The 23,924-nt window shown below is 40.9% G+C and carries 21 protein-coding genes, 1 pseudogene and 1 other annotated feature; of the genes and pseudogenes, 3 read left to right on the top strand and 19 right to left on the bottom strand.

The features are described from left to right. Window positions 1-6: 6 nt before the first annotated feature. From aspS to Q4550_RS08780, 3 genes are all read right to left on the bottom strand, one after another. Window positions 7-1,794 carry an aspartate--tRNA ligase gene (gene aspS, locus Q4550_RS08770; RefSeq protein WP_303531859.1) on the bottom strand — a complete coding sequence of 596 codons (1,788 nt, stop codon included), beginning with the start codon at window positions 1,792-1,794 and terminating at the stop codon, window positions 7-9. Further along, window positions 1,791-3,077 carry a histidine--tRNA ligase gene (gene hisS / locus Q4550_RS08775; RefSeq protein WP_303531862.1) on the bottom strand — a complete coding sequence of 429 codons (1,287 nt, stop codon included), beginning with the start codon at window positions 3,075-3,077 and terminating at the stop codon, window positions 1,791-1,793. Before hisS ends, aspS begins: the two co-directional genes overlap by 4 nt. A gap of 106 nt (window positions 3,078-3,183) precedes the next feature. After that, window positions 3,184-3,408 (bottom strand) — a binding site (T-box leader). Window positions 3,409-3,489: 81 nt separating this feature from the next. Beyond that, window positions 3,490-3,663, bottom strand: coding sequence for an RNA polymerase subunit sigma-70 (locus Q4550_RS08780; protein WP_194219659.1), 174 nt, complete (start codon window positions 3,661-3,663; stop codon window positions 3,490-3,492). A gap of 149 nt (window positions 3,664-3,812) precedes the next feature. Here Q4550_RS08780 and Q4550_RS08785 point away from each other — a divergent pair, with 149 nt between their 5' ends. Further along, complete coding sequence (locus Q4550_RS08785) at window positions 3,813-5,237, top strand: N-acetylmuramoyl-L-alanine amidase family protein (protein WP_303532319.1); 1,425 nt, start codon at window positions 3,813-3,815, stop codon at window positions 5,235-5,237. A 90-nt stretch (window positions 5,238-5,327) separates the two neighbouring features. On the opposite strand, the gene dtd is transcribed toward Q4550_RS08785, so the two are convergent. From dtd to Q4550_RS08835, 9 genes and pseudogenes are all read right to left on the bottom strand, one after another. Further along, the gene (gene dtd / locus Q4550_RS08790; RefSeq protein ID WP_303531866.1) at window positions 5,328-5,771 is read right to left on the bottom strand and encodes a D-aminoacyl-tRNA deacylase; all 444 of its coding nucleotides are present in this window, start codon (window positions 5,769-5,771) and stop codon (window positions 5,328-5,330) included. Window positions 5,772-5,790: 19 nt separating this feature from the next. After that, window positions 5,791-7,953, bottom strand: coding sequence for a RelA/SpoT family protein (locus Q4550_RS08795; protein ID WP_371018278.1), 2,163 nt, complete (start codon window positions 7,951-7,953; stop codon window positions 5,791-5,793). A 187-nt stretch (window positions 7,954-8,140) separates the two neighbouring features. Continuing rightward, on the bottom strand, window positions 8,141-8,653 hold the full coding sequence (locus tag Q4550_RS08800; RefSeq protein ID WP_194219429.1) for an adenine phosphoribosyltransferase: 513 nt from the start codon (window positions 8,651-8,653) through the stop codon (window positions 8,141-8,143). Next, window positions 8,654-11,011 carry a single-stranded-DNA-specific exonuclease RecJ gene (recJ, locus tag Q4550_RS08805; protein WP_303531868.1) on the bottom strand — a complete coding sequence of 786 codons (2,358 nt, stop codon included), beginning with the start codon at window positions 11,009-11,011 and terminating at the stop codon, window positions 8,654-8,656. A gap of 132 nt (window positions 11,012-11,143) precedes the next feature. Beyond that, window positions 11,144-11,479, bottom strand: coding sequence for a LapA family protein (locus Q4550_RS08810; RefSeq protein ID WP_303531870.1), 336 nt, complete (start codon window positions 11,477-11,479; stop codon window positions 11,144-11,146). Between the two features lie 38 nt (window positions 11,480-11,517). Then, entirely contained in the window at window positions 11,518-12,426 is a 909-nt protein-coding gene (locus Q4550_RS08815) for a cation diffusion facilitator family transporter (protein WP_303531872.1), read from the bottom strand. A gap of 134 nt (window positions 12,427-12,560) precedes the next feature. Continuing rightward, a pseudogene (gene secDF / locus Q4550_RS24450) lies at window positions 12,561-14,775 on the bottom strand (protein translocase subunit SecDF). 111 nt (window positions 14,776-14,886) lie between these two features. Next, window positions 14,887-15,144: a post-transcriptional regulator gene (locus Q4550_RS08830; protein ID WP_226614507.1), complete on the bottom strand. Its 258-nt coding sequence runs from the start codon at window positions 15,142-15,144 to the stop codon at window positions 14,887-14,889. 89 nt (window positions 15,145-15,233) lie between these two features. Next, the gene (locus tag Q4550_RS08835) at window positions 15,234-15,719 is read right to left on the bottom strand and encodes a COG2426 family protein (RefSeq protein ID WP_194219422.1); all 486 of its coding nucleotides are present in this window, start codon (window positions 15,717-15,719) and stop codon (window positions 15,234-15,236) included. A 120-nt stretch (window positions 15,720-15,839) separates the two neighbouring features. Here Q4550_RS08835 and spoVB point away from each other — a divergent pair, with 120 nt between their 5' ends. Continuing rightward, the gene (spoVB, locus tag Q4550_RS08840; protein ID WP_303531880.1) at window positions 15,840-17,393 is read left to right on the top strand and encodes a stage V sporulation protein B; all 1,554 of its coding nucleotides are present in this window, start codon (window positions 15,840-15,842) and stop codon (window positions 17,391-17,393) included. Window positions 17,394-17,426: 33 nt separating this feature from the next. Here spoVB and Q4550_RS08845 read toward each other — a convergent pair whose 3' ends face one another. Then, a complete protein-coding gene (locus Q4550_RS08845) occupies window positions 17,427-18,092 on the bottom strand; it encodes a YetF domain-containing protein (RefSeq protein WP_303531882.1) in 666 nt (221 codons plus the stop codon). A 156-nt stretch (window positions 18,093-18,248) separates the two neighbouring features. Then, on the bottom strand, window positions 18,249-19,598 hold the full coding sequence (locus tag Q4550_RS08850) for an ArsB/NhaD family transporter (RefSeq protein ID WP_306558413.1): 1,350 nt from the start codon (window positions 19,596-19,598) through the stop codon (window positions 18,249-18,251). A 67-nt stretch (window positions 19,599-19,665) separates the two neighbouring features. On the opposite strand from Q4550_RS08850, the gene Q4550_RS08855 reads away from it, so the two are divergent. Continuing rightward, on the top strand, window positions 19,666-20,055 hold the full coding sequence (locus tag Q4550_RS08855; RefSeq protein WP_303531883.1) for a TIGR04086 family membrane protein: 390 nt from the start codon (window positions 19,666-19,668) through the stop codon (window positions 20,053-20,055). A 42-nt stretch (window positions 20,056-20,097) separates the two neighbouring features. On the opposite strand, the gene yajC is transcribed toward Q4550_RS08855, so the two are convergent. The 5 genes from yajC to ruvB all read right to left on the bottom strand — a co-directional run bounded on the left by yajC (window position 20,098) and on the right by ruvB (window position 23,922). Further along, a complete protein-coding gene (gene yajC, locus Q4550_RS08860) occupies window positions 20,098-20,370 on the bottom strand; it encodes a preprotein translocase subunit YajC (protein WP_194219645.1) in 273 nt (90 codons plus the stop codon). Between the two features lie 40 nt (window positions 20,371-20,410). Then, entirely contained in the window at window positions 20,411-21,553 is a 1,143-nt protein-coding gene (gene tgt / locus Q4550_RS08865) for a tRNA guanosine(34) transglycosylase Tgt (RefSeq protein WP_194219418.1), read from the bottom strand. Next, window positions 21,550-22,596, bottom strand: coding sequence for a tRNA preQ1(34) S-adenosylmethionine ribosyltransferase-isomerase QueA (gene queA / locus Q4550_RS08870; RefSeq protein ID WP_194219417.1), 1,047 nt, complete (start codon window positions 22,594-22,596; stop codon window positions 21,550-21,552). Before queA ends, tgt begins: the two co-directional genes overlap by 4 nt. Before the next feature lie 127 nt (window positions 22,597-22,723). After that, window positions 22,724-22,921 (bottom strand): DUF2905 domain-containing protein, encoded by a 198-nt coding sequence (locus Q4550_RS08875; protein WP_194219416.1) that lies wholly within the window; start codon window positions 22,919-22,921, stop codon window positions 22,724-22,726. Window positions 22,922-22,923: 2 nt separating this feature from the next. After that, entirely contained in the window at window positions 22,924-23,922 is a 999-nt protein-coding gene (gene ruvB / locus Q4550_RS08880) for a Holliday junction branch migration DNA helicase RuvB (protein ID WP_194219415.1), read from the bottom strand. Window positions 23,923-23,924: the final 2 nt, after the last annotated feature.

Here is a 23,924-nt window from a genome sequence, read left to right on the forward strand (position 1 = left end):
ATTTTTTTACTCTTTCTTAGCACCAACTGGCTTCTTAGCTAGCTCAAGATTCAACTCCTTTAGTTGATCCTCACTAACTGGAGAAGGAGCTTCTGTTAACAGGCAGCTTGCGCTAGCTGTTTTAGGGAAAGCAATTGTGTCGCGAAGGTTCGTTCTTCCTGCAAGCAACATCACGAGACGATCAAGACCAAATGCAATTCCACCATGTGGTGGGGTACCATATTCGAACGCTTCAAGAAGGAAACCAAATTCTTCCTCTGCTTCTTCTTTTGTAAATCCTAACGCTTTAAACATTTTTTCCTGAATATCACGCTGGAAAATACGTTGGGAACCTCCGCCTAACTCATAACCATTTAAGACAAGGTCATATGCATCTGCACGAACTTTTCCTGGCTCTTCTTCAAGAAGATGAAGGTCTTCTTTCAACGGCATTGTAAACGGATGATGCTCCGCAAAATAACGATCAGCTTCTTCATCGTAACTCATCAGTGGGAAGTCCATGATCCAAAGGAAATTAAACTTGGAATAGTCAATAAGGTCGAGGTCTTTTCCAAGCTTTGAACGAAGAGAACCGAGACTGTCTGCTACAACAGATTTACTGTCAGCTACGAACAGAAGAAGGTCACCCGCTTCTGCATCGAATGCTTCTTTTAGTTGAGATGCAAGAGCCTCGTCAAAGAATTTAGAAATAGGGCCTTTCAAACCATCTTCCTCTACTTTTAACCATGCCAGTCCTTTTGCTTTGTACGTTTTCACATACTCTGTTAACGCATCGATATCTTTACGTGAGTACTTACTTGCTGCACCTTTTGCATTAATACCTTTAACAGCTCCACCAGAAGAAACTGCACTAGAGAATACTTTAAAGTCAGAGTCTTTTACAAGATTAGACACATCCACAAATTCCATTTCAAAACGCGTATCAGGTTTGTCTGATCCGTAGCGATTCATCGCTTCAGCATGAGTCATGCGTTGGAATGGCTTTTCAATTTCTAATCCCTTCGTTTCCTTCAATACCGCACTCATCATTTCTTCCATCATCGCAATTAAATCTTCTTTTGGAAGGAAGGATGTTTCAATGTCGACTTGAGTAAATTCAGGTTGACGGTCCGCTCTAAGGTCCTCATCTCGGAAGCAGCGAACGACCTGGTAATAGCGTTCAAATCCTGAAACCATTAACAGTTGTTTAAAGAGCTGTGGAGATTGCGGAAGAGCGTAGAACTCCCCTTCGTGCACACGGCTTGGTACTAAGTAATCACGAGCGCCCTCAGGTGTACTTTTTGTTAACATTGGAGTTTCAATTTCAAGAAATTCATTATGATCCAGGAAATCACGAATGACTTTAGTTGTTCGATGACGGAGCTTGAATGTCTCTTGCATCACCGGCCGTCTCAAGTCCAGGTAGCGATATTTCAAGCGAATATCTTCTCCAACTTCTACATCGTTTGCAATGCTAATGGGAGGATTCTTCGCAGCATTGAGGATTTCAAGTGATTCAGCATGCACCTCAATCGACCCTGTTGGAAGATTCGGATTAACCGTTCCCTCCGCACGAGATACTACTTTACCAGTAATGCCTAGTACGTACTCACTTCTAACTTTCTCAGCAAGTTCAAGCGCTTCTTTTGAAAGGTCTGGATTGAATACAACCTGTACAATACCTGAACGGTCTCTAAAATCAATGAAGATTAATCCACCAAGATCACGACGCTTTTGAACCCAACCTTTTAATTCTACTGTTTGCCCGATCTCGCTTTCACGAATTTTCCCGCATGAATGGCTTCTTCCGATCATTCTCCAACTTCCTCCTTTAATTTCCCTTTCAGATAAGAATCAACGTGTGTTAAATCTATTGATTCTTGCTCACCTGAGTTCATATCTTTAATGTTAATTTCATTCTTTTCAATTTCTTCATCACCTAGAATTGCTACGTACTTTGATTTGAGTCGATTAGCCGCTTTAAACTGACCTTTCATCTTCTTATCAAGGTAGTCACGCTCTGTGGAAATCCCAGCATTTCTAAGCTTCTGAACAAGGCCATTAGAAACCTTTTGTGCTTCTTCCCCCATTGTCACAACATAACAATCAATTGTCTTTTCAATCGGGAGCTCAACACTTTCTGCTTCCAATGCCATTAAAAGACGCTCAATGCTCATTGCAAAACCGATTCCAGGTGTTGATGGGCCACCCATTTCTTCAACGAGTCCATTATAGCGACCACCACCGCTCAACGTCGTAATAGCTCCAAAGCCGTCAGCGTCGCTCATGATTTCAAATGCTGTGTGATTATAATAATCTAGTCCGCGTACAAGGCGGTCATCAAGAACATAATCAATTCCCATTTGATCTAAGGCTTCTTTTACTTTTGTAAAGTAAACAGTCGATTCCTGATTTAAATAATCGATGATGGAAGGCGCAGTTCCCATTAATTCATGGTCACGATCCTTTTTACAATCAAGAATACGAAGAGGATTTTTCTCCAGGCGGTTTTGACAATCGCTACAAAACTCTCCGATTCTTGGCTCAAAATGATTAATTAATGCCTGACGGTGTGCCTCACGACTTTCTTTATCACCGAGACTATTCAAATATAGTTTAAGCTTTTTAAGTCCCAATTCTTGATACAAACTCATCGCAAGCGCAATAACCTCTGCATCAATCGAAGGGTCATTACTTCCTAGCGCTTCAATTCCGAACTGAACAAATTGTCTCATCCGCCCAGATTGAGGGCGTTCATAGCGGAACATAGGGCCGATGTAATACAGTTTAACTGGCTGCTCGGGTAAACCGTACATCTTGTTATTTACATAAGCTCGAACCGCCGAAGCTGTTCCTTCAGGTCGGAGTGTTAAACTACGATTACCGCGGTCTTCAAATGTATACATTTCTTTTTGAACAATATCTGTTGTATCGCCTACTCCGCGTTGAAATAACTCGGTATGCTCAAATATTGGCGTTCGAAGTTCATGATAATTGTATCTGCGGCAAATATCTCTTGCCTTATCTTCAATGTATTGCCATAACTCCGATGTACCAGGAACAATATCCTGAGTACCTCTTGGAATTTGAAAACTCATGTTTATATCCTCCTTTAATCACTAGCAAGAAGCTCTACTAACGGCTAATTCTAATGGGCTAAATCCTTTTTTTGGATACAAAAAAACTCCCATCCCTGAATCGAAATTCAGGGACGAGAGTTACCCGCGGTGCCACCCTAATGGAAAGATAAATCTTTCCTCTTAAAACAGTTAACGCCTGTCTACGTCGTCCCCTACTGAGTTATCTGTTCGGAGACGATCCTTGGAAGTGTCTTTCAAAAAAGCGGTATCGAGAAATGCTCTCAGCCTAGCGGCATTTCCTCTCTTATCAACCCGGTATTTTTTTACTTTTCTTCCTCATCGGAGCTTCGTATCGATTTACTGAATTGTTTTCTATCATACGAGTCAGTGATTTTTTTGTCAAGTATATTAGGGTTGGTTTTATAAAACATTATCGCTTCATTTTTTGTTTCATGATTTTCACGCTTTTTAATGAAAGTCCAAATTCTTCTGCGAGTTCCATATTTGACAAACACTGTTCTTTTTGTAGAAAATCATGAAAGTCGATACCAAATTCCGGCTGTGACATATGATAGCTCATCATTTCTTTATTAGTTGATCTCACAAGACCCCACCTTTTATTAGTTCAATTATTTCTTAGTTTCACCAAAAAGAATGCATTTTACTACTTAACGGAGGAATCTTTTTATCCGATAAAGAAATTATCTTATGAAAGCAGCAGGCATCATTGAAAGGAGTCATCACTTGAAAAAAATGATTTTTGCATTTTTATTTTTTGTCATAGCCATTATTTTCTCTACTTCTGCTTCGGCTGAGAAAAATGCTTATTTTGAGGAAACTGTAAATGTCCGCTTCGAACCCTCTCTTACTTCATCTGTTATCACACAGGTTCATAAGGGGGATTCAGCCATCGTTCTCGAAAGAATGACAGATTGGACAAACGTTCAACTCCATACTGGGGAAGAAGGTTGGGTTTCAAGTAGACTAGTAAGCATTTCTTCTGATTCCAAAGAGAGGAAATCAATACAATCAACCGTGGCTGATCTTCAAGTCCGTTCTGGCCCTGGTAAAGAATACAAAGTTATTGGAAATATCACTCAAGATTCTGAGTGGAATGTGATTGAGACTTCTGGCGATTGGACCTCCATTCAATTTAAAGGACAAACCGGATGGGTAGCGTCCTGGTTAGTAAGTTCTACAACAGCTAGCCCAGATCAAAAATCAAGTGAGATAAAAGAAGTAAAGGCACGTATCTTAAACGTTCGTGACTTCCCGGGAACGGAGAATCGGATCATATCTCAACTCCCTTCAGGAACAATTGTAGAAGAAGTTCGTCAAGAAAAAAACTGGAGCTTCATTCGCTATCAGAATGGACAGACTGGTTGGGTAGACAGTACCTATTTGCAAGAAACAAACAAACAAGAGGAGTCAGAATTCCTTACGATTCTATACCATGCAACAAACTTAAGAAGTGGGCCCGGGTTGAATTATGAAGTTATTAAACAAGCGCCTGCAAAAGCGCGCTACAAAATAGCTGCAAAAGAAGGCAAATGGTTTCGTATCCTTCTTGACGATGGTCGTTCAGCATACGTTGCGGACTGGGTCGTCTCTACTGCATCTAAACTATCCACTTCGCCTGTCTTGAAATCTGGAAAAACAGTTGTTCTTGATGCTGGTCACGGTGGCTACGACAGTGGTGCCCTAGGCATTACGACACTTGAAAAAATCCTTACATTGAAGACAACAACAACTATCGCGGAAAAATTAAAGAATGCAGGGGTTCAAGTTATTTTAACGAGAGATGATGATACATTTGTCTCTCTTTCTGAACGAACTCTTTTATCAGATCGTTATCAAGCTGATGCATTTGTAAGTATTCATTTCGATAGCACAGTTGATCCAACTGCAAATGGAACAACAACGTATTATTATGGTGAGAATGATATGTCCCTAGCTTCAGCGATACACGCCAAAATCGGAGATGATACAACTTTGAGAGATCGCGGTATTCGTTATGGAAATTATTATGTTCTAAGGAACAATAAGCAGCCTTCTGTCCTTCTTGAGCTTGGCTTTCTCTCAAATCCATGGGAAGAGCAATTAGTGAATAGGTTGGATTACCAATCAAAAGTGACTACTGAAATTTCAAATGGCATCCTTACTTTTTTACAGTATTAACGCTTAAGATGAAGAACCGTTTGACTTGCTTTTCTATCTATATGGATGAACAAAAAAACCGCAGTTCCAATTAGGAATTGCGGTTTTTTGTCATTCTTTGCTCTCAATGATAAGAGTTACAGGTCCATCATTCGTAAGCTGAACGTCCATCATCTCACCAAAAACACCTGTTTGCACCTCGAGACTCTCTTCTCTAAGTAAAGCGTTAAACTTATCATAAAGTACGCTGGCTTCAGGAGGTTTTGCCGCCTTCATAAAGTTTGGACGTCGCCCTTTACGGCAATCACCGTATAACGTGAATTGTGATATAGATAAAATAGCTCCACCTTTGTCTTTCACTGACAGGTTCATTCGATCATTTTCGTCCTCAAATATACGAAGGTTTGCAATTTTAGTAGCAAGATAGCCTGCATCCTCTTCTGTATCCTCGTGCGTAACCCCTAGGAGCACCACAAGGCCATGATCGATCTCACCTGTAGTTTCTCCATTCACGGTGACTGAGGCTTGCTTTGAACGTTGTATAACGGCTTTCATGGAGAACTTCCTTTCTTAACTACTGCATAATTCTACGAACAGCATAAATATCTGGAATTCGTTTAACACGCTCGACCACTTTTTGAAGATGAGCTGTGTTCCGAATGGAGACAGTCATACTAATTGTTGCCATCTTGTTATTATCTGATCGACCAGAAACAGACGTCATGTCGGTTTTGGTTTCTGCTACAGCCTGAAGAACCTCATTCAGAAGACCTCTCCGATCAAAACCACTGATTTCGATATCAACATTATAGTTTTTTGGGGAGTCGCTTTCCCATTCAACCTCTAAGAGGCGTTCCTGACCATTCTCTTCATTCACATTAGGACAGTCTTTCCTGTGAATCGAGACACCTCTCCCTTTCGTGATATAGCCCACAATATCATCACCTGGAACAGGGTTACAGCATCGTGAAAGGCGGATTAACAGGTTGTCTATCCCTTTCACTCGCACACCCGACTCTGCTCTCTTTGGCGGCCGAGAAGGTGAATGGGTCTTACCTTCAATAATTGATTTTGCTAGCTCTTCTTCCTGCTCTTTCGTCCGTTCTTTACGAGCCTTATCTGTCAGCCTTGTTGCAATTTGTGCAGCTGTAATTCCACCATATCCAACAGCTGCGTACATATCTTCTTCACTTGTAAAGTTAAATTTCTTAGATACATTTGCAATGTTATCTGAAGTCAAAACAGCCTTTAATTCAAAGCCATGGTTTTTAATTTCTTTCTCAACAAGCTCTCGACCTTTTTCAACGTTTTCTTCACGCTTTTCTTTCTTAAACCATTGCTTAATCTTATTCTTAGCGTGGGAGCTTTGACTGATTTTTAACCAGTCTTTACTTGGACCATAAGAGTGCTTAGAAGTTAGAACTTCAACGATATCCCCTGTTTTCAACCGATGATCTAGTGGTACCATTTTGCCGTTCACTTTTGCGCCAATGCAATGATTCCCAATTTCAGTATGAATGCGGTAGGCGAAATCAAGAGGTACCGAGCCAGTAGGCAATTCAAATACGTCTCCTTTAGGCGTGAAGACAAAAACCATATCACTGAATAGATCAATCTTAAGAGACTCCATAAATTCTTCAGCATTCGAAACATCATTTTGCCATTCAAGAATTTGCCTAAACCATGATAGCTTTTTCTCAAATGAGCTATTCACCTGATTCTCATCGCCTTCTTTGTACGCCCAATGAGCGGCAATCCCGTATTCAGCAACTTTGTGCATATCAGACGTTCGAATTTGCACCTCGAGAGGGTCACCTTTAGGTCCAATGACTGTCGTATGAAGCGATTGGTACATATTCGCTTTTGGCATAGCAATATAATCTTTGAAACGACCAGGCATAGGCTTCCAGCATGTATGAATAATGCCAAGAACGGCATAGCAATCCTTGATGCTATTCACAACGATACGTACCGCGAGCAAATCATAAATTTCGTTAAATTGCTTATGTTGCTTAGCCATTTTCCGATAGATACTATAGATATGTTTCGGACGACCTGAAATTTCAGCTTCAATGGAAACTTCTTTCACACGCTCTTGAATTTCGTCCACAACTTCATGGACAAATCCTTCACGTTCAGCCCGTTTCTTTTGCATTAAATTCACGATGCGATAATACTGCTGTGGATTTAAATAACGAAGCGCCGTATCCTCAAGCTCCCATTTAATAGTGGAAATTCCTAGACGATGGGCTAGAGGCGCAAATATTTCTAGCGTTTCATTCGCTTTTTGCATTTGTTTTTCTTTTGGCATGTGCTTAAGCGTACGCATGTTATGAAGTCTATCAGCCAATTTAATCAGAATGCACCTAATATCTTGAGCCATAGCGATCATCATCTTCCGGTGATTCTCAGCTTGCTGCTCCCGCTTGGACTTATACTTGATTTTCTTCAGCTTCGTAACGCCATCAACGAGCATGGCAAGTTCCGGGCTGAATTCATCAGAAATTTGTTCAAGCGTCACGTCGGTGTCTTCAACGACATCATGAAGAAAGCCCCCAGCCACTGTCACAGGGTCTACTTCAAGGTTCACAAGAATGCCAGCAACCTCAATAGGATGAATAATATAGGGTTCACCCGATTTGCGGTACTGGCCTTCATGTGCGTTTCGCGCGTATTCAAATGCTCTATTAAGATAAGAGAGATCGTCCTCAGACAGATACTTCTCCGCTCTTTCCATCACTTCTTCTATCGTCATCAAATCACCTTGATTACTGTTGGTATATTGCTTCTATTATCGTTAAAAAAAGTCAGCATGTAAAGAGATTAAGAGAAAAATGTCGTTTTCCCTAATTATTAAACGCTCAATCTTTATGTCTAAGGTGCATAAAGAGAAAGAGCGTCCGGCTATTCGGACACTCCATTCTTTAGTATGTCATTAGAGTAAAGATATCATGACGGTCAAGGTTTTTACGCCCTTCAAGATAGGAAAGCTCAATCATGAAAGCAAGTCCTACAACAACTCCACCAAGCATTTCAACTAGCTCGATCGTTGCATTGATCGTACCGCCAGTCGCAAGCAAGTCATCCGTAATCAATACTCGTTGACCTGGCTTAATAGCATCCTTATGAATCGTAAGGACGTCTTTACCATATTCAAGACCATAGTCTACTTTAGCTACTTCGCGTGGTAATTTACCTTCTTTTCGAACAGGTACAAAACCGATACCAAGAATATATGAAACCGGGCACCCTACGATAAATCCTCTTGCTTCAGGTCCTACAATAACATCAACATCTTTATCTTTCGCAAAATCCGCAATATCATTAACGACTCCTCGGTAAGCTTCGCCGTTTTGCATTAACGGAGTGATGTCTTTAAAACGAATACCCTCTTTCGGATAATCTTCAACCACTGCGATATAATCTTTATAATTCATTTACTTAATGGCCTCCTCAGTGCTATTGAAACAATTAACTGATTGATCGAACCAACTTTTCAAAGCATGATAGGAGGAATAGCAAAAATCATTTTCGAGCTTTGCTTTTTCAAGCTTACTCCTATACGTTTTAGAAGAAGTTAATTCACTTTTTACAGATTGTGGATTTAGAGAAATCAGTCCATTATCCATTGTAACAAAATCTAGCTCAAAAAACACCTCTGACATAAAGGGAACTGTTTCTTTTGACCAACCTTTATGCTTTGCGAGCTTTTCGGCATCGCGTAAGTTAAAGCTACCTCTCTTCATTAAGAAAGCATAGAACCATTTAAAATCCTCACGTGACGGAAGCGTTGAGAAAAAGTGATCCTCCTCATGCTCAAATACTGCATACGTTCGATCTGGTAACCCACCATTTCGAAACAGATTGATAAGATCTTCTTCTAAATCCGGAAGATCGAGTAGCATAACATATTTATTCTCAATTGCTAGTTTCTCTTGTTCTGTTGGATCAACAATAATGTAATCTTTCCAATCCTCAAGTCCAAGCTTTGTCATGGTGTTTTTTTGGAAAGCTACCATAACAAGCTTATCGAGCGGCAGCATTTCAAGTCGTTTTTTCAAACCTCGAATGCCTCGATAATCAAAGAGTTGCCATTCATTCACAGCGATATCTTTCACAAAGATTTGTGGCTTTCGAAGTCCATTCCACTCGTTGACGGAAAGTTGGCCAATTACGCTTACAGCAGCTCTTGATGCTATTTCTTCAAATGCATAACCGAAATGAAACCCTACGCCATCTAGCGTAGCGCCGTTTTCCTCAAGGCCTACCTTGAGGTGATTGTCCTGACTCCCAATCCTTCTAATTTGAGAGAGATGAACGTCTTTTAGCATAACAACTGGTTTCGGATTACTTACTCCAAAAGGAGCCAAAAGGTTCATTTCTTCAATTGTCTCAAGAGTAACATCCTCTACACGACAATGAAGATCTACTTTTGTAAGTGGTGTCAAATCTTCTTCTGTTAACTTATCTAAAGCCTGTTTGTTTAATCTTGAACGCAAATCTTCTAGGTAGCTTAAATCAATGGTCATACCAGCGGCCATTGGATGACCACCGAAGTGAGGGAGAATGTCTCTGCATTCAGAAAGGTTTGCAAACATATCAAAGGCCTCAATGCTTCGTGCAGATCCTTTTGCGACACCTTTCTCACGATCAATACTCATCACGATGGTTGGGCGATAATACTTTTCAACAAGTCGTGAAGCCACGATTCCAATGACCCCCGCATTCCATCCTTCCTTAGCAATGATGAGTACGCGATTGCTTTCATCACTCAAGTACTTTGACTCAACCTCTTCAATCGCTTCTTTCGTCATTGTATTAACTAGTTCCTGACGATTCTTATTAAGAGCATCAATATCAGATGCCAGCTGCTCAGCAAGAATCGGATCATCTGTTGTCAGCAGTTCAACTGCAGGGTCTGCACTATCAAGACGGCCCGCAGCATTTAGTCTCGGTCCTATTCCAAAACCAAGATGCTCTTCGTTAAGCTCCTGACCTTTTAAACCACATACATCTAGCAAAGCTTTTATTCCTGGCTTATTTGAATTCTGAAGGGCGCGAATACCTTCGCTTGCTAAAAGACGGTTCTCATCCTGAAGTGGTACAAGATCAGCGATGGTACCCATTGCGACGATCTCTAATAAATCTCCTGGAATTCTTCCAAGCAAAGCCTGCGCAAGTTTAAATGCAACCCCTACTCCTGCTAAACCTTTGAATGGATAACCACACCCTGGCTTTTTAGGGTTTATTGTCGCGTAGGAATCGGGCAGAACCGGAGGAGGCTCATGATGGTCAGTAATAATGAGATCAATACCGATTTCTTTAGCAACTTCAGCCTCATGTACACCGGATATTCCTGTATCTACAGTCACTATTAGTTGATACCCATCTTCTTGTGCCTGTCTAAAAGCAGCTTCGTTAGGTCCGTATCCCTCTGTAAATCGATTAGGAATATAGTAATCAAATATAGCGCCAAGCTCGCGTAACGTATAGACAAGTACAGTCGTGCTGCTAACGCCATCGGCATCATAGTCACCAAAAATAAGGATTCGCTCACCAGAAGCAATCGCCTGTTGAATTCTTTCGACCGATTCCTTCATACCATCCATTAAATATGGGTCGTGATAAGTTAAATTCTCTTTATATAGAAATCTTTTCGCTTCTTCTTCTCCCTCAATACCTCGATTAACTAAAAGCGAAGCAGCAAGTCGAGAAATTCCAAGTTCACTCTGGAGCCGATCAATGTTTGTTTCATCTGTTTCAGCCAGTTTCCAGCGTGTTTTAGACCTTAACATCGAATCACCTCTTAACTTGTTCATTATATATAGTTTCAGGAGCTTTGACCATAGTTCAAGAAGAGGAATCTTTTACAATCCCTCGTCAATCCACTATAAAAAGCCTTGAACTTAATCAAGGCTTTCTTGTCATTATTCCCCTTCAGTACCGGTGCCCTCATCTGTTGCCTCACCATCAAGTGGAGTATGGACAGCTTTTGATTCATTTGATGCTGGTGCTGTTTTTAACTTTTCCTTTTCTTTTTGTAACTTTCTTAGCTCTCTTTTCACTCTGTAATACTTAACCATTCCAAAACCAAGCACAAGAATCGCACCCATTAATACAGATCCCAGTATGACAAGCACAAGCGGCCAATCCGAAGTTCCAAATACATAGTTAACCTGTACAGGATCTACATTCACGACCGAAAACACCGCTATAATTAAGGCGAAAATAAGTGCTACAACTAATCCCCATTGTCCCTTCATCCTTATCTACCTCCTCTTCTACTACAATACTTATTCCATTACTCTCTCATTTTTTCCTTCGGTTCATAAGGATTAATGTGGACTAACACATCATGCACCTCATCTTCTTCAAGAAGGCGCTTTTTTACATCCTTACCGATGTCATGTCCTTCTTTAACAGAAATATCCGGGTCTACACCAAGCTTGATATCAATAATAACATAGTGTCCGTGCTCTCTAGCATAGAACTCATCAAGGTTCACAACCCCCGGCATCCCGGTAATCACTTTTTTATACTCCGTCGTATCCTCCTCATGCAGCACATGATCCAGTGTTGTGTGAATGGAGTCGAAACCAAGCTTCACAGCCATTTTAGCAATCAGAACAGAAACGAAAATTCCTGCAATCGGGTCGGCATAAATGAGCCATGGCAAGCTAAATTCGCTACCTAAAATAGCACCTGCAATCCCTATTAGAACAGCAATGGAAGAATAGACATCTGAGCGATGTTCATACGCATTCACGATCAGTGCATCACTTTTTATCTTTTTACCCAACCGATACTTATATCGAAACATCGCTTCTTTGACCACAATCGAGATGAGAGCTGCAAAGAGAGCAAGAGTCCCGGGTGCCTCAATAGGTTTGAATAGCGCCTTTCCTGAACTTATTCCAATTTCAACTCCAACTAATAACAACAACACAGCTACAATAATAGCTGCAATTGACTCTGCTTTTCCGTGACCGTAGGGATGATCTTTATCGGGTGGTAGCTTAGCGGCTCGCAAACCAACAAAAACGGCAAATGAGCCAGCTACATCTGATGCCGAGTGTGCGGCGTCGGCAATGAGAGCTCGACTATTGGAGATCGATCCAATAACACCTTTAAGTACTGCGAGGATAATATTTCCTAGTATACCAATGATCGCTGCAATCTCTGCTTTTCGAAACCGCTCTTCTTTATTCATTTTTTCACCTCTTACGTAACAAGTCATTATAGCTTTTCCCTTATTTCAAAATCTCACACCGCTCCATTTGGACACGTAAAAGCCATGGCTAAGCCATGGCTTTACTTCATCCGGGCACCCTCAAAGGAATACTCTTATGCTTCACCTTCAACAGGAGCGAACTTTTTCTTCTTCAATTGTTTCCCCTTCCATACTGCCCAAAGCTGCGAGGCAATGAAGAGAGATGAATACGTACCTGCGACTAGTCCAATCAATAAGGCAATCGCAAATGGTCTAATTGCTTCGCCGCCAAAGGCCGTAAGAGCAGCAGCAGCAAAGACAACCGTTAGCACCGTATTAATGGAACGAGCAAGCGTTTGAACAAGACTTTTATTCACAACACGTGCGACGTCCTCAAATGTTTTGACCTTTTTTTCGAACTTCATATTCTCACGTATGCGATCAAAAGTAACGATCGTATCATTTATGGAATAACCTACAATCGTTAGTACTGCTGCTATAAACGTAATGTTCACTTCAATTTGCAGAATACTGAATACCGCAATTATGAAGAACGCATCATGGAATAACGCAACGACAGCGGCAAGCCCTTGTAACCATTCAAACCTTAGTGCAACGTATACGATAATTCCTATCGAAGCAATAGCAACTGCGATAAACGCATTCTTAGCAAGATCTACTGCTACATCAGGTGAGACCGTACTAATACTCGGTTCAGCACCATAAAGCTCTATGAAATGATTTTTAATTTCAGCAACTTCATCTTTGCTAAGCTCATCCTTAAATGCAGCAACGGCAATATCCCCACCGCCAGCAAGAGTTACTGATTCGGGATTATATCCAAGACCATCGAATTCATCGCTTACTTCTTCTGTTGTTAGTTTACTATCAGATTGAAGATCCACACGAGATCCACTAGAGAAATCAATTCCTAAGTTTAGTCCAAATATGGCAATTGCTAACCCACCGAGAACGATTAAAGCTAGTGAAATCGCAAAAAACTTATTACGATGTTTAACAAAATCAAACTTAATATCTCTTACTTTAGAGCTCATCGATTTCACTCTCCTTTACGCCAAAAAGTCGGGGCTTTTTATTCAGTGCCCTGCTCTTGACCCATAGGCCGAGAAGAATTCGCGAACCCCAAACAGCAGTCAAAAAGCTAACAACAATACTAGTAATTAGCATAACAGCAAATCCTTTAACAGTGCTAGTGCCATAAGCAAATAGAACTCCTGCTGCGATTAACGTCGTGATGTTCGCATCAAAAATAGTTGTAAATGAACGTCTTCCCCCAGCCTTGAAGGCCGACATGACGGATTTACCTGAACGAAGCTCTTCCTTAATTCGTTCATACGTAATAATATTTGCATCAACCGCCATCCCTACGCCGAGGATGAGTGCAGCAATACCAGGAAGAGTTAATACTGCGTTCATCCAATTAAAGACAACAAGAATCAAATAGATGTACGTAGTTAACGTAATCACCGCAATTGCTCCCGGCAAACGGTAATAGAACAGCATGAATAAGAAAATCAAACCGACTCCAATAAATCCTGCTATAACCGTTTTATCAAGAGACTGTTCACCGAACTGTGCACCAACTGAAGTTGAATAAATTTCATCTAGCTGAACCGGTAAAGAACCTGCGTTTAAAAGCTCTTTTAGATTTTCAGCTTCTTCAAGCTGAAATGGTGGTCCTGAAATGACTACAGTATTTTGAGAAAGCACTTGATTAACAGCCGGATCCGAAATAAATTTCTGTTCATCAGCTGGCTTTGTAACTTCTTCTTTATAAGAATCGCCTTCTTCATAATCAAGCCAGATCACTAGTCGATTATCCGGCTGAGGCAATTGACTGAGGTCTCGAGTTATATTTGCAAATTTTTCGGGATCCTTAAGCGTTACCTGAACAACGGGTTGGTTGTTATCAAATACAACCTTGGCGGCGCCTTCTTTAAGATCGGCTCCGCTCATTTTCTCTTCATCGTCCGTGGTTCGGAAGGTGAGCTCAGCCTGAGTGGAAAGAAGTTCACGCGCCTGGTTTTGATCTTTCACTCCAGCAAGCTGAACGCGAATGCGATCTTCCCCTTCAATCGTTATACGAGGTTCTGAAACCCCTAATACGTTAATACGCTTGTACAAAGCGCTTACTGTGCTGTTTAACAGGTCCTGACTAAGTTCTTGGCCTTCTTGAGCCGGTTCTACTTCATATAGAACTTCAAATCCACCCTGCAGATCAAGGCCTAATTTAATATCTTTTGTTACACCCATGACGGTTGTTCCAATTAATCCGCCAAGTAAAAGGACGATCAAAAAGAACGCAACGATCCGGCCTTTTTTTACCATGGAATAAAACTCCTCTCTAAACCCCCAACATTAATGCATATGTAAAACGGATAGCACACAATATTAGCTATTATATCGAAATATGAATTTTTCTGTCAATTTTAGTCTTTTCTAAGTCTGACTTTCAAACGTTTTCGTGCCTTTATATGCATGAATGGTTAACCAATTCATATATTCATTCACCGATAAACGCATAATTTCATTCACAAGTCTGTGCAACTTTACTTCTTCTAATTCATTGTTTCTTTCAAGGCGTGCAAGGAGACATTCCCAGATTTCGTCCATGGTCGCTCCACTATACCCTAACAGCAAAAACTCATCTCTCTTGCTTTCAAGCGCTGGGGATATTTCCTTCTTCCACTCTTTCATCTCGCCGTCTCCTTTCTCAAATAAGCTAGCGTTCAACATAGCATTAAATTAAGAGGCGCTATAACCTTTCAAACATTTTAAACCCTGGATTAAAAAATGGAATAAATCGCTGCGCCAACCCCAAGGCCTGCAATAATGACTCCTGTGAGGATGGAAAGAAAAGCATATTTAAAACGAATCGCAAATAAAGCAGCAGCGACACATGCGCTATATGCCCCAGTCGTCGGAAGCGGGACAGCAGTAAAAAGAATAAGCCCGATTGCACCGTACTTATCAACATTTTTACTTTTGCTTATCGTTCTATGATAAAGCCAGTCATAAAATCGTTTATACCAGCCAAATCTCATTAGCCAATTGCTTAACGGCTGAAATAGAAGAAGCAATGGAATAATCGGTAACACATTTCCTAAAAGACTAAGTGAGAACGCCTTTAAAAATGAAAAATCAAAGGTATACGCGAGAGGTAATCCACCCCTCAACTCTAATATTGGAAGCGCTGAAACAATAACTACAATCACTTCATGAGGTAGAAAACCAAGGTTCTCTACGACAAATTGTTTAATTTCTTCTTTCATTGAAACACTCCTATATGCCTGTCATGCTTTGTCCCCTAATAAGCATATACATAGTGATAAAAAATATCTAGACTTTTCTACAATTTCGCAGGTGTATACTGGATAGAAAGTAGGGTGAATATGTCAAAGCAAACCTTTCTTAGAGGGACTCTTTTTCTCATTCTCGCCGGGTTAATTACAAAGGTGCTAGGCTTTATTAACCGTATAGTGATGGTTCGTGTGATGGGCGAAGAAGGTGTCGGTCTTTATATGATGGCTGTCCCTACGCTAATTCTAACCATTACATTAACACGTATGGGACTCCCCGTTGCAATCTCAAAGATGGTCGCGGAAGCGGATGCCGAAGGAGATCGACAAAAGATTAAACGAATTTTAATTGTATCGCTCTCCATTACCACTATCCTTAGTGTCATTTTTACGACAATTATGGTACTAGCTGCACCTTTCTTATCAAAAGAAGTTTTCACAGACGACCGTACCTTTTATCCTCTTATTGCTATCGCTCCAGTTGTATCGATTGTAGCTCTTTCCTCTGTGCTAAGAGGCTATTTTCAAGGTTTACAAAATATGCGACCTTCTGCATATTCCCAGGTAATCGAGCAAATTGTCCGCATTTGCCTTGTAGCGGTTCTAACAGGGGCTTTCCTCCCATACGGTGTGGAGTTTGCAGCTGCGGGCGCAATGATTTCCGTTGTTCTCGGAGAACTTGCTTCCTTACTATTTATGTTCTCAATGTTCAAAATGAAGAAGCGCATTAAAATTCGAAGCGGTTTTTTCAATTATTTAAAAGGCGGGAGGGAAACATTTAACAGCTTAATGAAAATTTCACTTCCTACAACAGGAAGCCAGTTAATTGGTTCGTTATCTTATTTCTTTGAGCCAATCATGGTTGCCCGTAGTCTGGCGATGGCTGGTGTTGCGACAACGCTTGCCACCACACAATACGGGCATTTATCAGGCCTTGCCATCCCACTCCTTTTTCTGCCTACTTTTATTACGTATTCCTTACAAGTCTCACTCGTCCCCGCGATCAGTGAGGCTCACGCTCAGAAGCAATACAAACAGATTCAGCATCGTCTCAGCCAGGCGATTCGACTATCCATGGTTGCAGGTGGCCTTTCAGTTGTTGTTACGTATATTTTTGCCGTTCCTTTAATGGATATCATGTATCAAGCACCTCATGTAGCTATCTATGTGCAAGTAATGGCTCCTTTCTTTTTCTTCTATTATTTTCAAGGACCACTTGCGGCCGCACTTCAAGCATTAGATTTAGCTAAAGCAGCGATGATCAATAGCTTCATCGGAGCAGGCGTAAAGCTCACCGCAATTTTCTTCCTAGCTTCAAGACCTGAACTTGGCATTATGGGGGCTGCTCTAGCGATTGTTATTGGAATATTACTTGTAACGCTTCTCCATTTTGCAACACTCGTAAAAGCGATTGGTTTCTCCATCGTAGTGAGTGATTTATTGAAAGGGGTTGCGTCCATTATTGGTGCCGGAGTTGCTGGTCATTTTCTGTATGAGAACCTCGCTTCTTCATCATCAGATATACTCGGTACGTTTGTTGCTATTTGTGTAACATCAATTATTTATTGTATCCTTCTTCTATTACTTGGGTTAATTAACCGAAATGATCTTAGAAGAATTCCTCTTATCGGAAAATATGTGCATTAAATGAAGAGGAAAAAAAGAAGGTAACCGCTCTGGTTACCTTTTTTCATTCTTTAAATCAATAAAAAAGCTTCCATTCTTATGAAGAGAACAGAATGAGATACGTTTAATATCCTTATGACCCACTTTTCTTAATTCCTGACGAAGCCATAAAGCTGTTTTTCCAATTCGTTCAAGATGTTCCTCTTGTACTTTCCCGTCGAGAATGAGAGGGAGTGGCATCAATGTCTCTGGGTGTTCCTTCTTATTATCTTCCTCTTTTCTAATGACAGATAGCTTTCCAGAAGGCTCAAGGATGGCGAATTCCACGTCCGAAACAGAAGCAACATTATTTTCTCTCAGTTGAATAAGCAAATCATCAAAGTTATACCGTTGTTTTTTCATTTCGACCTCATCAATTCGACCACGATCAATTAAAACAGATGGCTTTCCATCTACAATTTCTCGAACCTTCTCACTTTTTAATGAAATATAAGCCATAATCATTTGAATAAGTACTAGAATGACCATTGGAACAATTGTATTTATCATTGGCGTTTGAGGGTCTTCAATTGACATAACGGCAAGCTCAGCAATCATAATGGAGACAACAAAATCAAGAATGCTTAACTGACCAATTTCTCGTTTTCCCATGACTCGAAAAACAAAAATGATAACAAAATACAAAACAAGTGTCCTCATTATGACTGTCATAAATTCCATCCCTGAATCCCTCCTTCCAGTCTTGTTTTGATTAGTGTAACCATGTTTCAGCTCAGCATGAGGAAATGTATTGAAAAAACGGATTTTTACATTTCATTAAAATAACGTGTGAACCATAGACAGGATGATCTTAGTTCAAATAAAAAAAAGCTTCCCTCAATAATAGGGAAGCAAGTAGCGGAAATACATGTAGATTGTACTAATGGCAAGTGACACACAAACAACAGGTATTCCGATTTTCAAAAATTCAATAAAGCGAACTTCTTGTTTATCTTTCAGCGCTAGACCTGCTACTACTACGTTTGCTGAAGCACCGATTAACGTTCCGTTCCCCCCAAGACAAGAGCCTAAGGCAAGCGACCACCACAATGGATCAAGGTTTGTCATTCCATAACCCGAAAATTCCGTAATGACAGGAATCATCGCTGCTACAAATGGAATATTATCTAAAAAGGCTGAGAGAAAACCAGATCCCCATAAAATCACAAGCGATGTTTTAGGCAAATCGCCGTCCGTGTATAAGAGAATACTTCTCGCCACTTCATCAATAATCCCTACTTCCTCTAATCCACCGATTAAAATGAACAATCCAATAAAGAAGAACAAGGTCACCCATTCAATTGACTCGAATACCTCTTCAATCTTGTGTTCATTTTGTGTGATGAGTAATAAAAGGACCGCTCCTGCCATCGCAATGTTAGTTAGCTCTGTATGTAAAATAGGATGTAGCAGAAAGCCTGAAATCGTCATTAGCAGAACGATCGACGATTTATAAAGAAGAGGTCCTCTCTTTAAATAATCATCTGCATTAATTCGAAGCAACGTCTGTCGATGGTCGTCGTCTACAGTCAATCCCTTTCGATATAAAAATAAAAGACCTGTCATGATCACAGCATAAATGACAACAACCACTGGTGCCAGGTTATATAGAAAATCATTAAAGTCTAAATGATCAACAGCCTGCCCGATCATGATGTTCGGCGGATCACCAATCAATGTTGCTGTACCACCTATATTAGAAGATAAAATAACAGTTACTAAAAAGGGCATGCTCGTAATTTTAAGTATCCTTGTCAAGGTAAGTGTAATTGGTACGAGAAGAAGAACAGTCGTCACATTATCTAACAAAGCTGATCCAATTGCAGTCAATGTCCCTATTACAGCAAGTAGCGGCAGCGGTTTTCCTTGTACCTTTTGCGCAAGTTTGATGGCAATATATTCAAACAATCCATTCTGACTTGTAATGGAGACAAGAATCATCATTGAAAACAATAATGCAATCGTATTCCAATCAACGTGGTTCATGAAAGCAGAATCGGTGGTTGTAATTCCTGAAAGTAGCATGAGAAGACCACCGCCACAGGCAACGATCGCACGATTAATTTTCTCAGTTAATATGCCGACGTAAGCAAGAACAAATATGATGAGCGCGATGATCATTTCCAATCCATGCTGCCCCTTCCCTGTCCCGTTTCTAACATCGTATGACGAGCTGTTCGATTTCATGAATAGACTTCTATTTCCTTCTCAAACGAATAGAATGTACAAACTATCTCGTTTAAGGAGGAAGACCATGAGATCGAAACATGCAGTCTCAAGTATGGGCGCAGGGCTATTAGCAATAATCGTGATTGTGCTTGCAACTAGCGTGCTTTTTTCTTTAATTCTTCGTTTCACATCTGTATCAGAAAACGGACTGAGCCCATTCATTATTGTTGCTACAGTTATTGCATTTTTTATAGGTGGATTTATTTCAGGTGGGAAAGGAGGAGAACGCGGTTGGCTACTAGGAGGAGGAACAGCCATTATGTACGTCATTCTCCTCTTTCTTATTCAGTATCTGGGTTACAGAATAAACATGAATCTTGAACAATTGCTTTATCATGCTGGTTATGGTCTGATTTGCATTCTAGGAGGAATCATGGGGGTAAATGTTAGAGGCGGAAATCATCGAGAGGCTTAGGCGAACAAAGAGCGCCCTCTGATGAGGACGCTCTTTATTATGTTACTTGCTGTTTTCAGTGATTGATTCGCGGATAGCCGCGCGGTCAAACACCATTTTTGTACCGTCTGTAGTACGGATTGTAATTGTACCTTCATCCATTGCATCAATGATGCCGTGCATACCACCGATCGTTACAACTTTATTTCCTTTTTCTAAGCTGGCTTGCATTTCTTTCGTTTTCTTTTGACGCTTCTGTTGCGGGCGAATCAAAAGGAAATAGAAAATCGCAAACATTAGTAGAAGCGGGACTATATTCATTAACGTAGAACCCATATTCATTTCACCCCTTTCCAGCAATCATACAATCTATGGATTAAAAGTTTTTCGCATTTGGTTTATTAAACCCATATTGTTCAAAAAACTCATCCTTAAAGTCCAGGAGACGATCATCCATAATCGCCTGCCTAACTTGCTTCATCAAGTTTAACAGAAAATAGAGATTATGGTAAGTCGTTAATCTAAAGCCAAATGTTTCATTGGATTTTACAAGATGACGAATATACGCCCTTGAATAATTGCGGCAAACATGACAATCGCAATTCTCGTCAAGCGGACGGAAATCACGTGCATATTTTGCATTTCGAACGACTAGACGACCATTGCTAGTCATTAGTGTTCCATTTCGCGCGATACGAGTAGGAAGAACACAATCAAACATATCCACGCCTCGAATAGCTCCGTCAATTAGAGAATCTGGTGAACCAACCCCCATTAAATAACGAGGTTTCTGAGTTGGAAGGTGAGGCGTCGTAAACTCGAGCACGCGATTCATCACGTCTTTCGGTTCACCTACTGAAAGGCCTCCAATAGCATAGCCCGGGAAATCAAGTGAAACAAGATCCTCAGCACTTTGTTTTCTTAACTCTTCATACTCTCCACCTTGAACAATTCCAAACAACCCCTGGATATCTTTTCGTTCATGAGCTGTCAGGCATCGTTCAGCCCAGCGACTCGTACGCTCAACAGAACTTTTCATGTAATCAAATTCTGCTGGGTATGGAGGACACTCATCGAATGCCATCATAATATCAGAACCGAGTGCATTTTGGATTTCCATTGCGCCTTCTGGAGATAAGAATAACTTCTCACCGCTCATGTGATTCCGAAAATGAACGCCTTTTTCCTCAATTTGTCTAAGGTCACTTAAGCTAAAGACCTGAAATCCTCCAGAATCCGTAAGAATCGGCTGATCCCAGTTCATAAATTTATGAAGGCCACCAGCTTCTTTGACAATATCATGACCAGGACGAAGCCAAAGATGATACGTGTTACTAAGGATAACGCCAGCGCCCATTTCTTTTAGTTCTTCTGGACTCATCGTTTTCACTGTCGCAAGTGTTCCAACAGGCATAAACATCGGTGTATCAAACGTACCATGTGGCGTGTGCAGCTTTCCAAGACGCGCCCCACTTTGTTTACACGTTTTTATTAATTCATAGCGAATTGGTTCTGTCATTCTTTCGTACTCCCTTCCAAAATCAACATTGCATCACCAAAACTGAAGAAGCGATACTCTTCCTCAACAGCCGTGCGATAAGCAGAAAGCACAAAATCTCTTCCCGCAAGGGCACTCACTAGCATGATCAATGTTGACTGAGGCAGGTGAAAGTTTGTAATCAGCCCATCGATTGCTTTAAAAGTATAACCCGGATAAATAAAAATGTCGGTCCAACCCGAAGCTTCTTCAAATTGTCCATCATGTGCTGATGCCACGGTTTCAAGTGTTCTCGTTGAAGTAGTACCGACAGAAATGATTCGGCCTCCCGATTCCCTTACACTGTTCAACAGTTCAGCCGTGCCCTTTGTCAGTTGATAAAATTCCCCATGCATTTCATGTTCAAGAATATTATCGACGGAAACTGGTCGGAAAGTGCCAAGACCCACATGAAGTGTAATAAATGCGACATGAACGCCTTTATCTTCAAGACGCTGAAGCATTTCTTCTGTGAAGTGAAGGCCAGCAGTTGGTGCTGCTGCTGATCCTCTATGCTTAGCAAAAACAGTTTGATATCGTTCTTGATCATCGAGCGTTTCAGTAATATATGGTGGAAGAGGCATTTCGCCAAGCTGATCAAGAATTTCATAGAAAACGCCTTCGTATTGAAACTCTAATACACGTCCGCCATGTTCAAGTGACTCTTTGCATACGGCTGTTAGACGTCCATCGCCAAATGAAATCACAGTGCCTGGCTTCACTCGCTTAGCCGGTTTAACAAGAGTCTCCCATTGATCCTCTTCCATTTGCTTAAGAAGCAGCACTTCAATTTTAGCTCCTGTTTCTTCTTTTGATCCATACAACCTAGCTGGCATGACTCGTGTATCATTCAACACAAGACAATCACCGGGATTTATGTAATCCTCTAAATTGGAGAATTCGCGATGCTGAAGCTTTTGTTTTAATGGATCTAATACCATCAATCTGGACTTTGTCCGTTCCTTTAACGGCGTTTGAGCAATTAACCGTTCTGGAAGTTCGAAATCAAAATCATTTACGTTCATTTTATTCACCACTGTTTCTAGAAAGTGTTCAACTTTATTGATTTTACCACAGCTTTACCTATTGGCGCACCCTTAAGGGGCAGTTCCCCTTCCACCATGTTGAAAATGGCGTTTGGAAAGCTGCCCCTTATCTGAACTTACCTATAATAAAAAAGAGTAAAGACAAGGCAATACTAACGACTATTGAGGTTACAATCGGAAAAAAAAACGTAGTGTTTCCTTTTTTGATTACGATGTCACCAGGTAATTTTCCAATAAAGGACCACAACACACCAATGGCCAAGAAGGCGATCCCTAAGATAATAAACAACTTTGAAATTCCCATCGCTATTGAGGAATCTCCATACCAAAGTGATCGTATACCTGATGAGTAACCATCCGTCCACGAGGTGTACGCTGAAGAAATCCAATTTGAAGAAGATAAGGTTCATACACGTCTTCAATGGTATGACTTTCTTCACCAATCGTTGCTGCAATTGTATCTACTCCTACAGGACCTCCACGGAATTTCTCTATGATGGCTAATAGAAGCTTGTGATCGATATGATCAAGTCCAAGAGGATCGACTTGCATCATCTCAAGAGCCTGAGAAGCAAGTGAATGCGAAATGACTCCATCCCCTTTCACCTGCGCAAAATCCCTTACACGTTTTAGCAAGCGATTGGCAATTCTAGGTGTCCCTCGCGATCTTCGAGCAAGTTCAACGGCAGCAGCGTGGTCCATTTCAACATCGAAAATGTCAGCTGTTCTCATTAAAATAGTTTGAAGTTCGTCTTCAAGATAATACTCTAATCTACTCAGTACGCCGAAACGATCTCGTAAAGGCGCCGTTAATAGTCCAGCCCTTGTCGTAGCGCCTACTAAGGTGAATGGTGGCAGATCCAAACGAACAGATCTTGCCGTTTCGCCTTTTCCTATTACAATATCTAGACAGTAGTCTTCCATCGCAGGATAAAGAACTTCTTCAACACTTCGAGGTAGTCGATGTATTTCATCGATAAATAAAACATCCCCAGGTTCAAGGGCGGTTAATATAGCTGCAAGATCACCAGGTCTTTCAATCGCAGGACCTGATGTTGTACGCAAATTTACTTCCATCTCGTTTGCAATAATGGCTGAGAGAGTCGTTTTACCTAGACCAGGAGGGCCGTACAACAGCACATGATCTAAGGGCTCTTCTCGCATTTTAGCCGCTTCAATAAACACTTCAAGATTTCGCTTTACCTTTTCTTGTCCAATATATTGACTTAATCGCTGAGGACGGAGGCTATATTCTACGGATGAGTCGTCACCGACCTGCTCACCTGATAGAATTCGATCTTCCACTT

The sequence above is a fragment of the Anaerobacillus sp. 1_MG-2023 genome, assembly GCF_030547345.1.
Classification (GTDB): domain Bacteria; phylum Bacillota; class Bacilli; order Bacillales; family Guptibacillaceae; genus Guptibacillus; species Guptibacillus hwajinpoensis_B.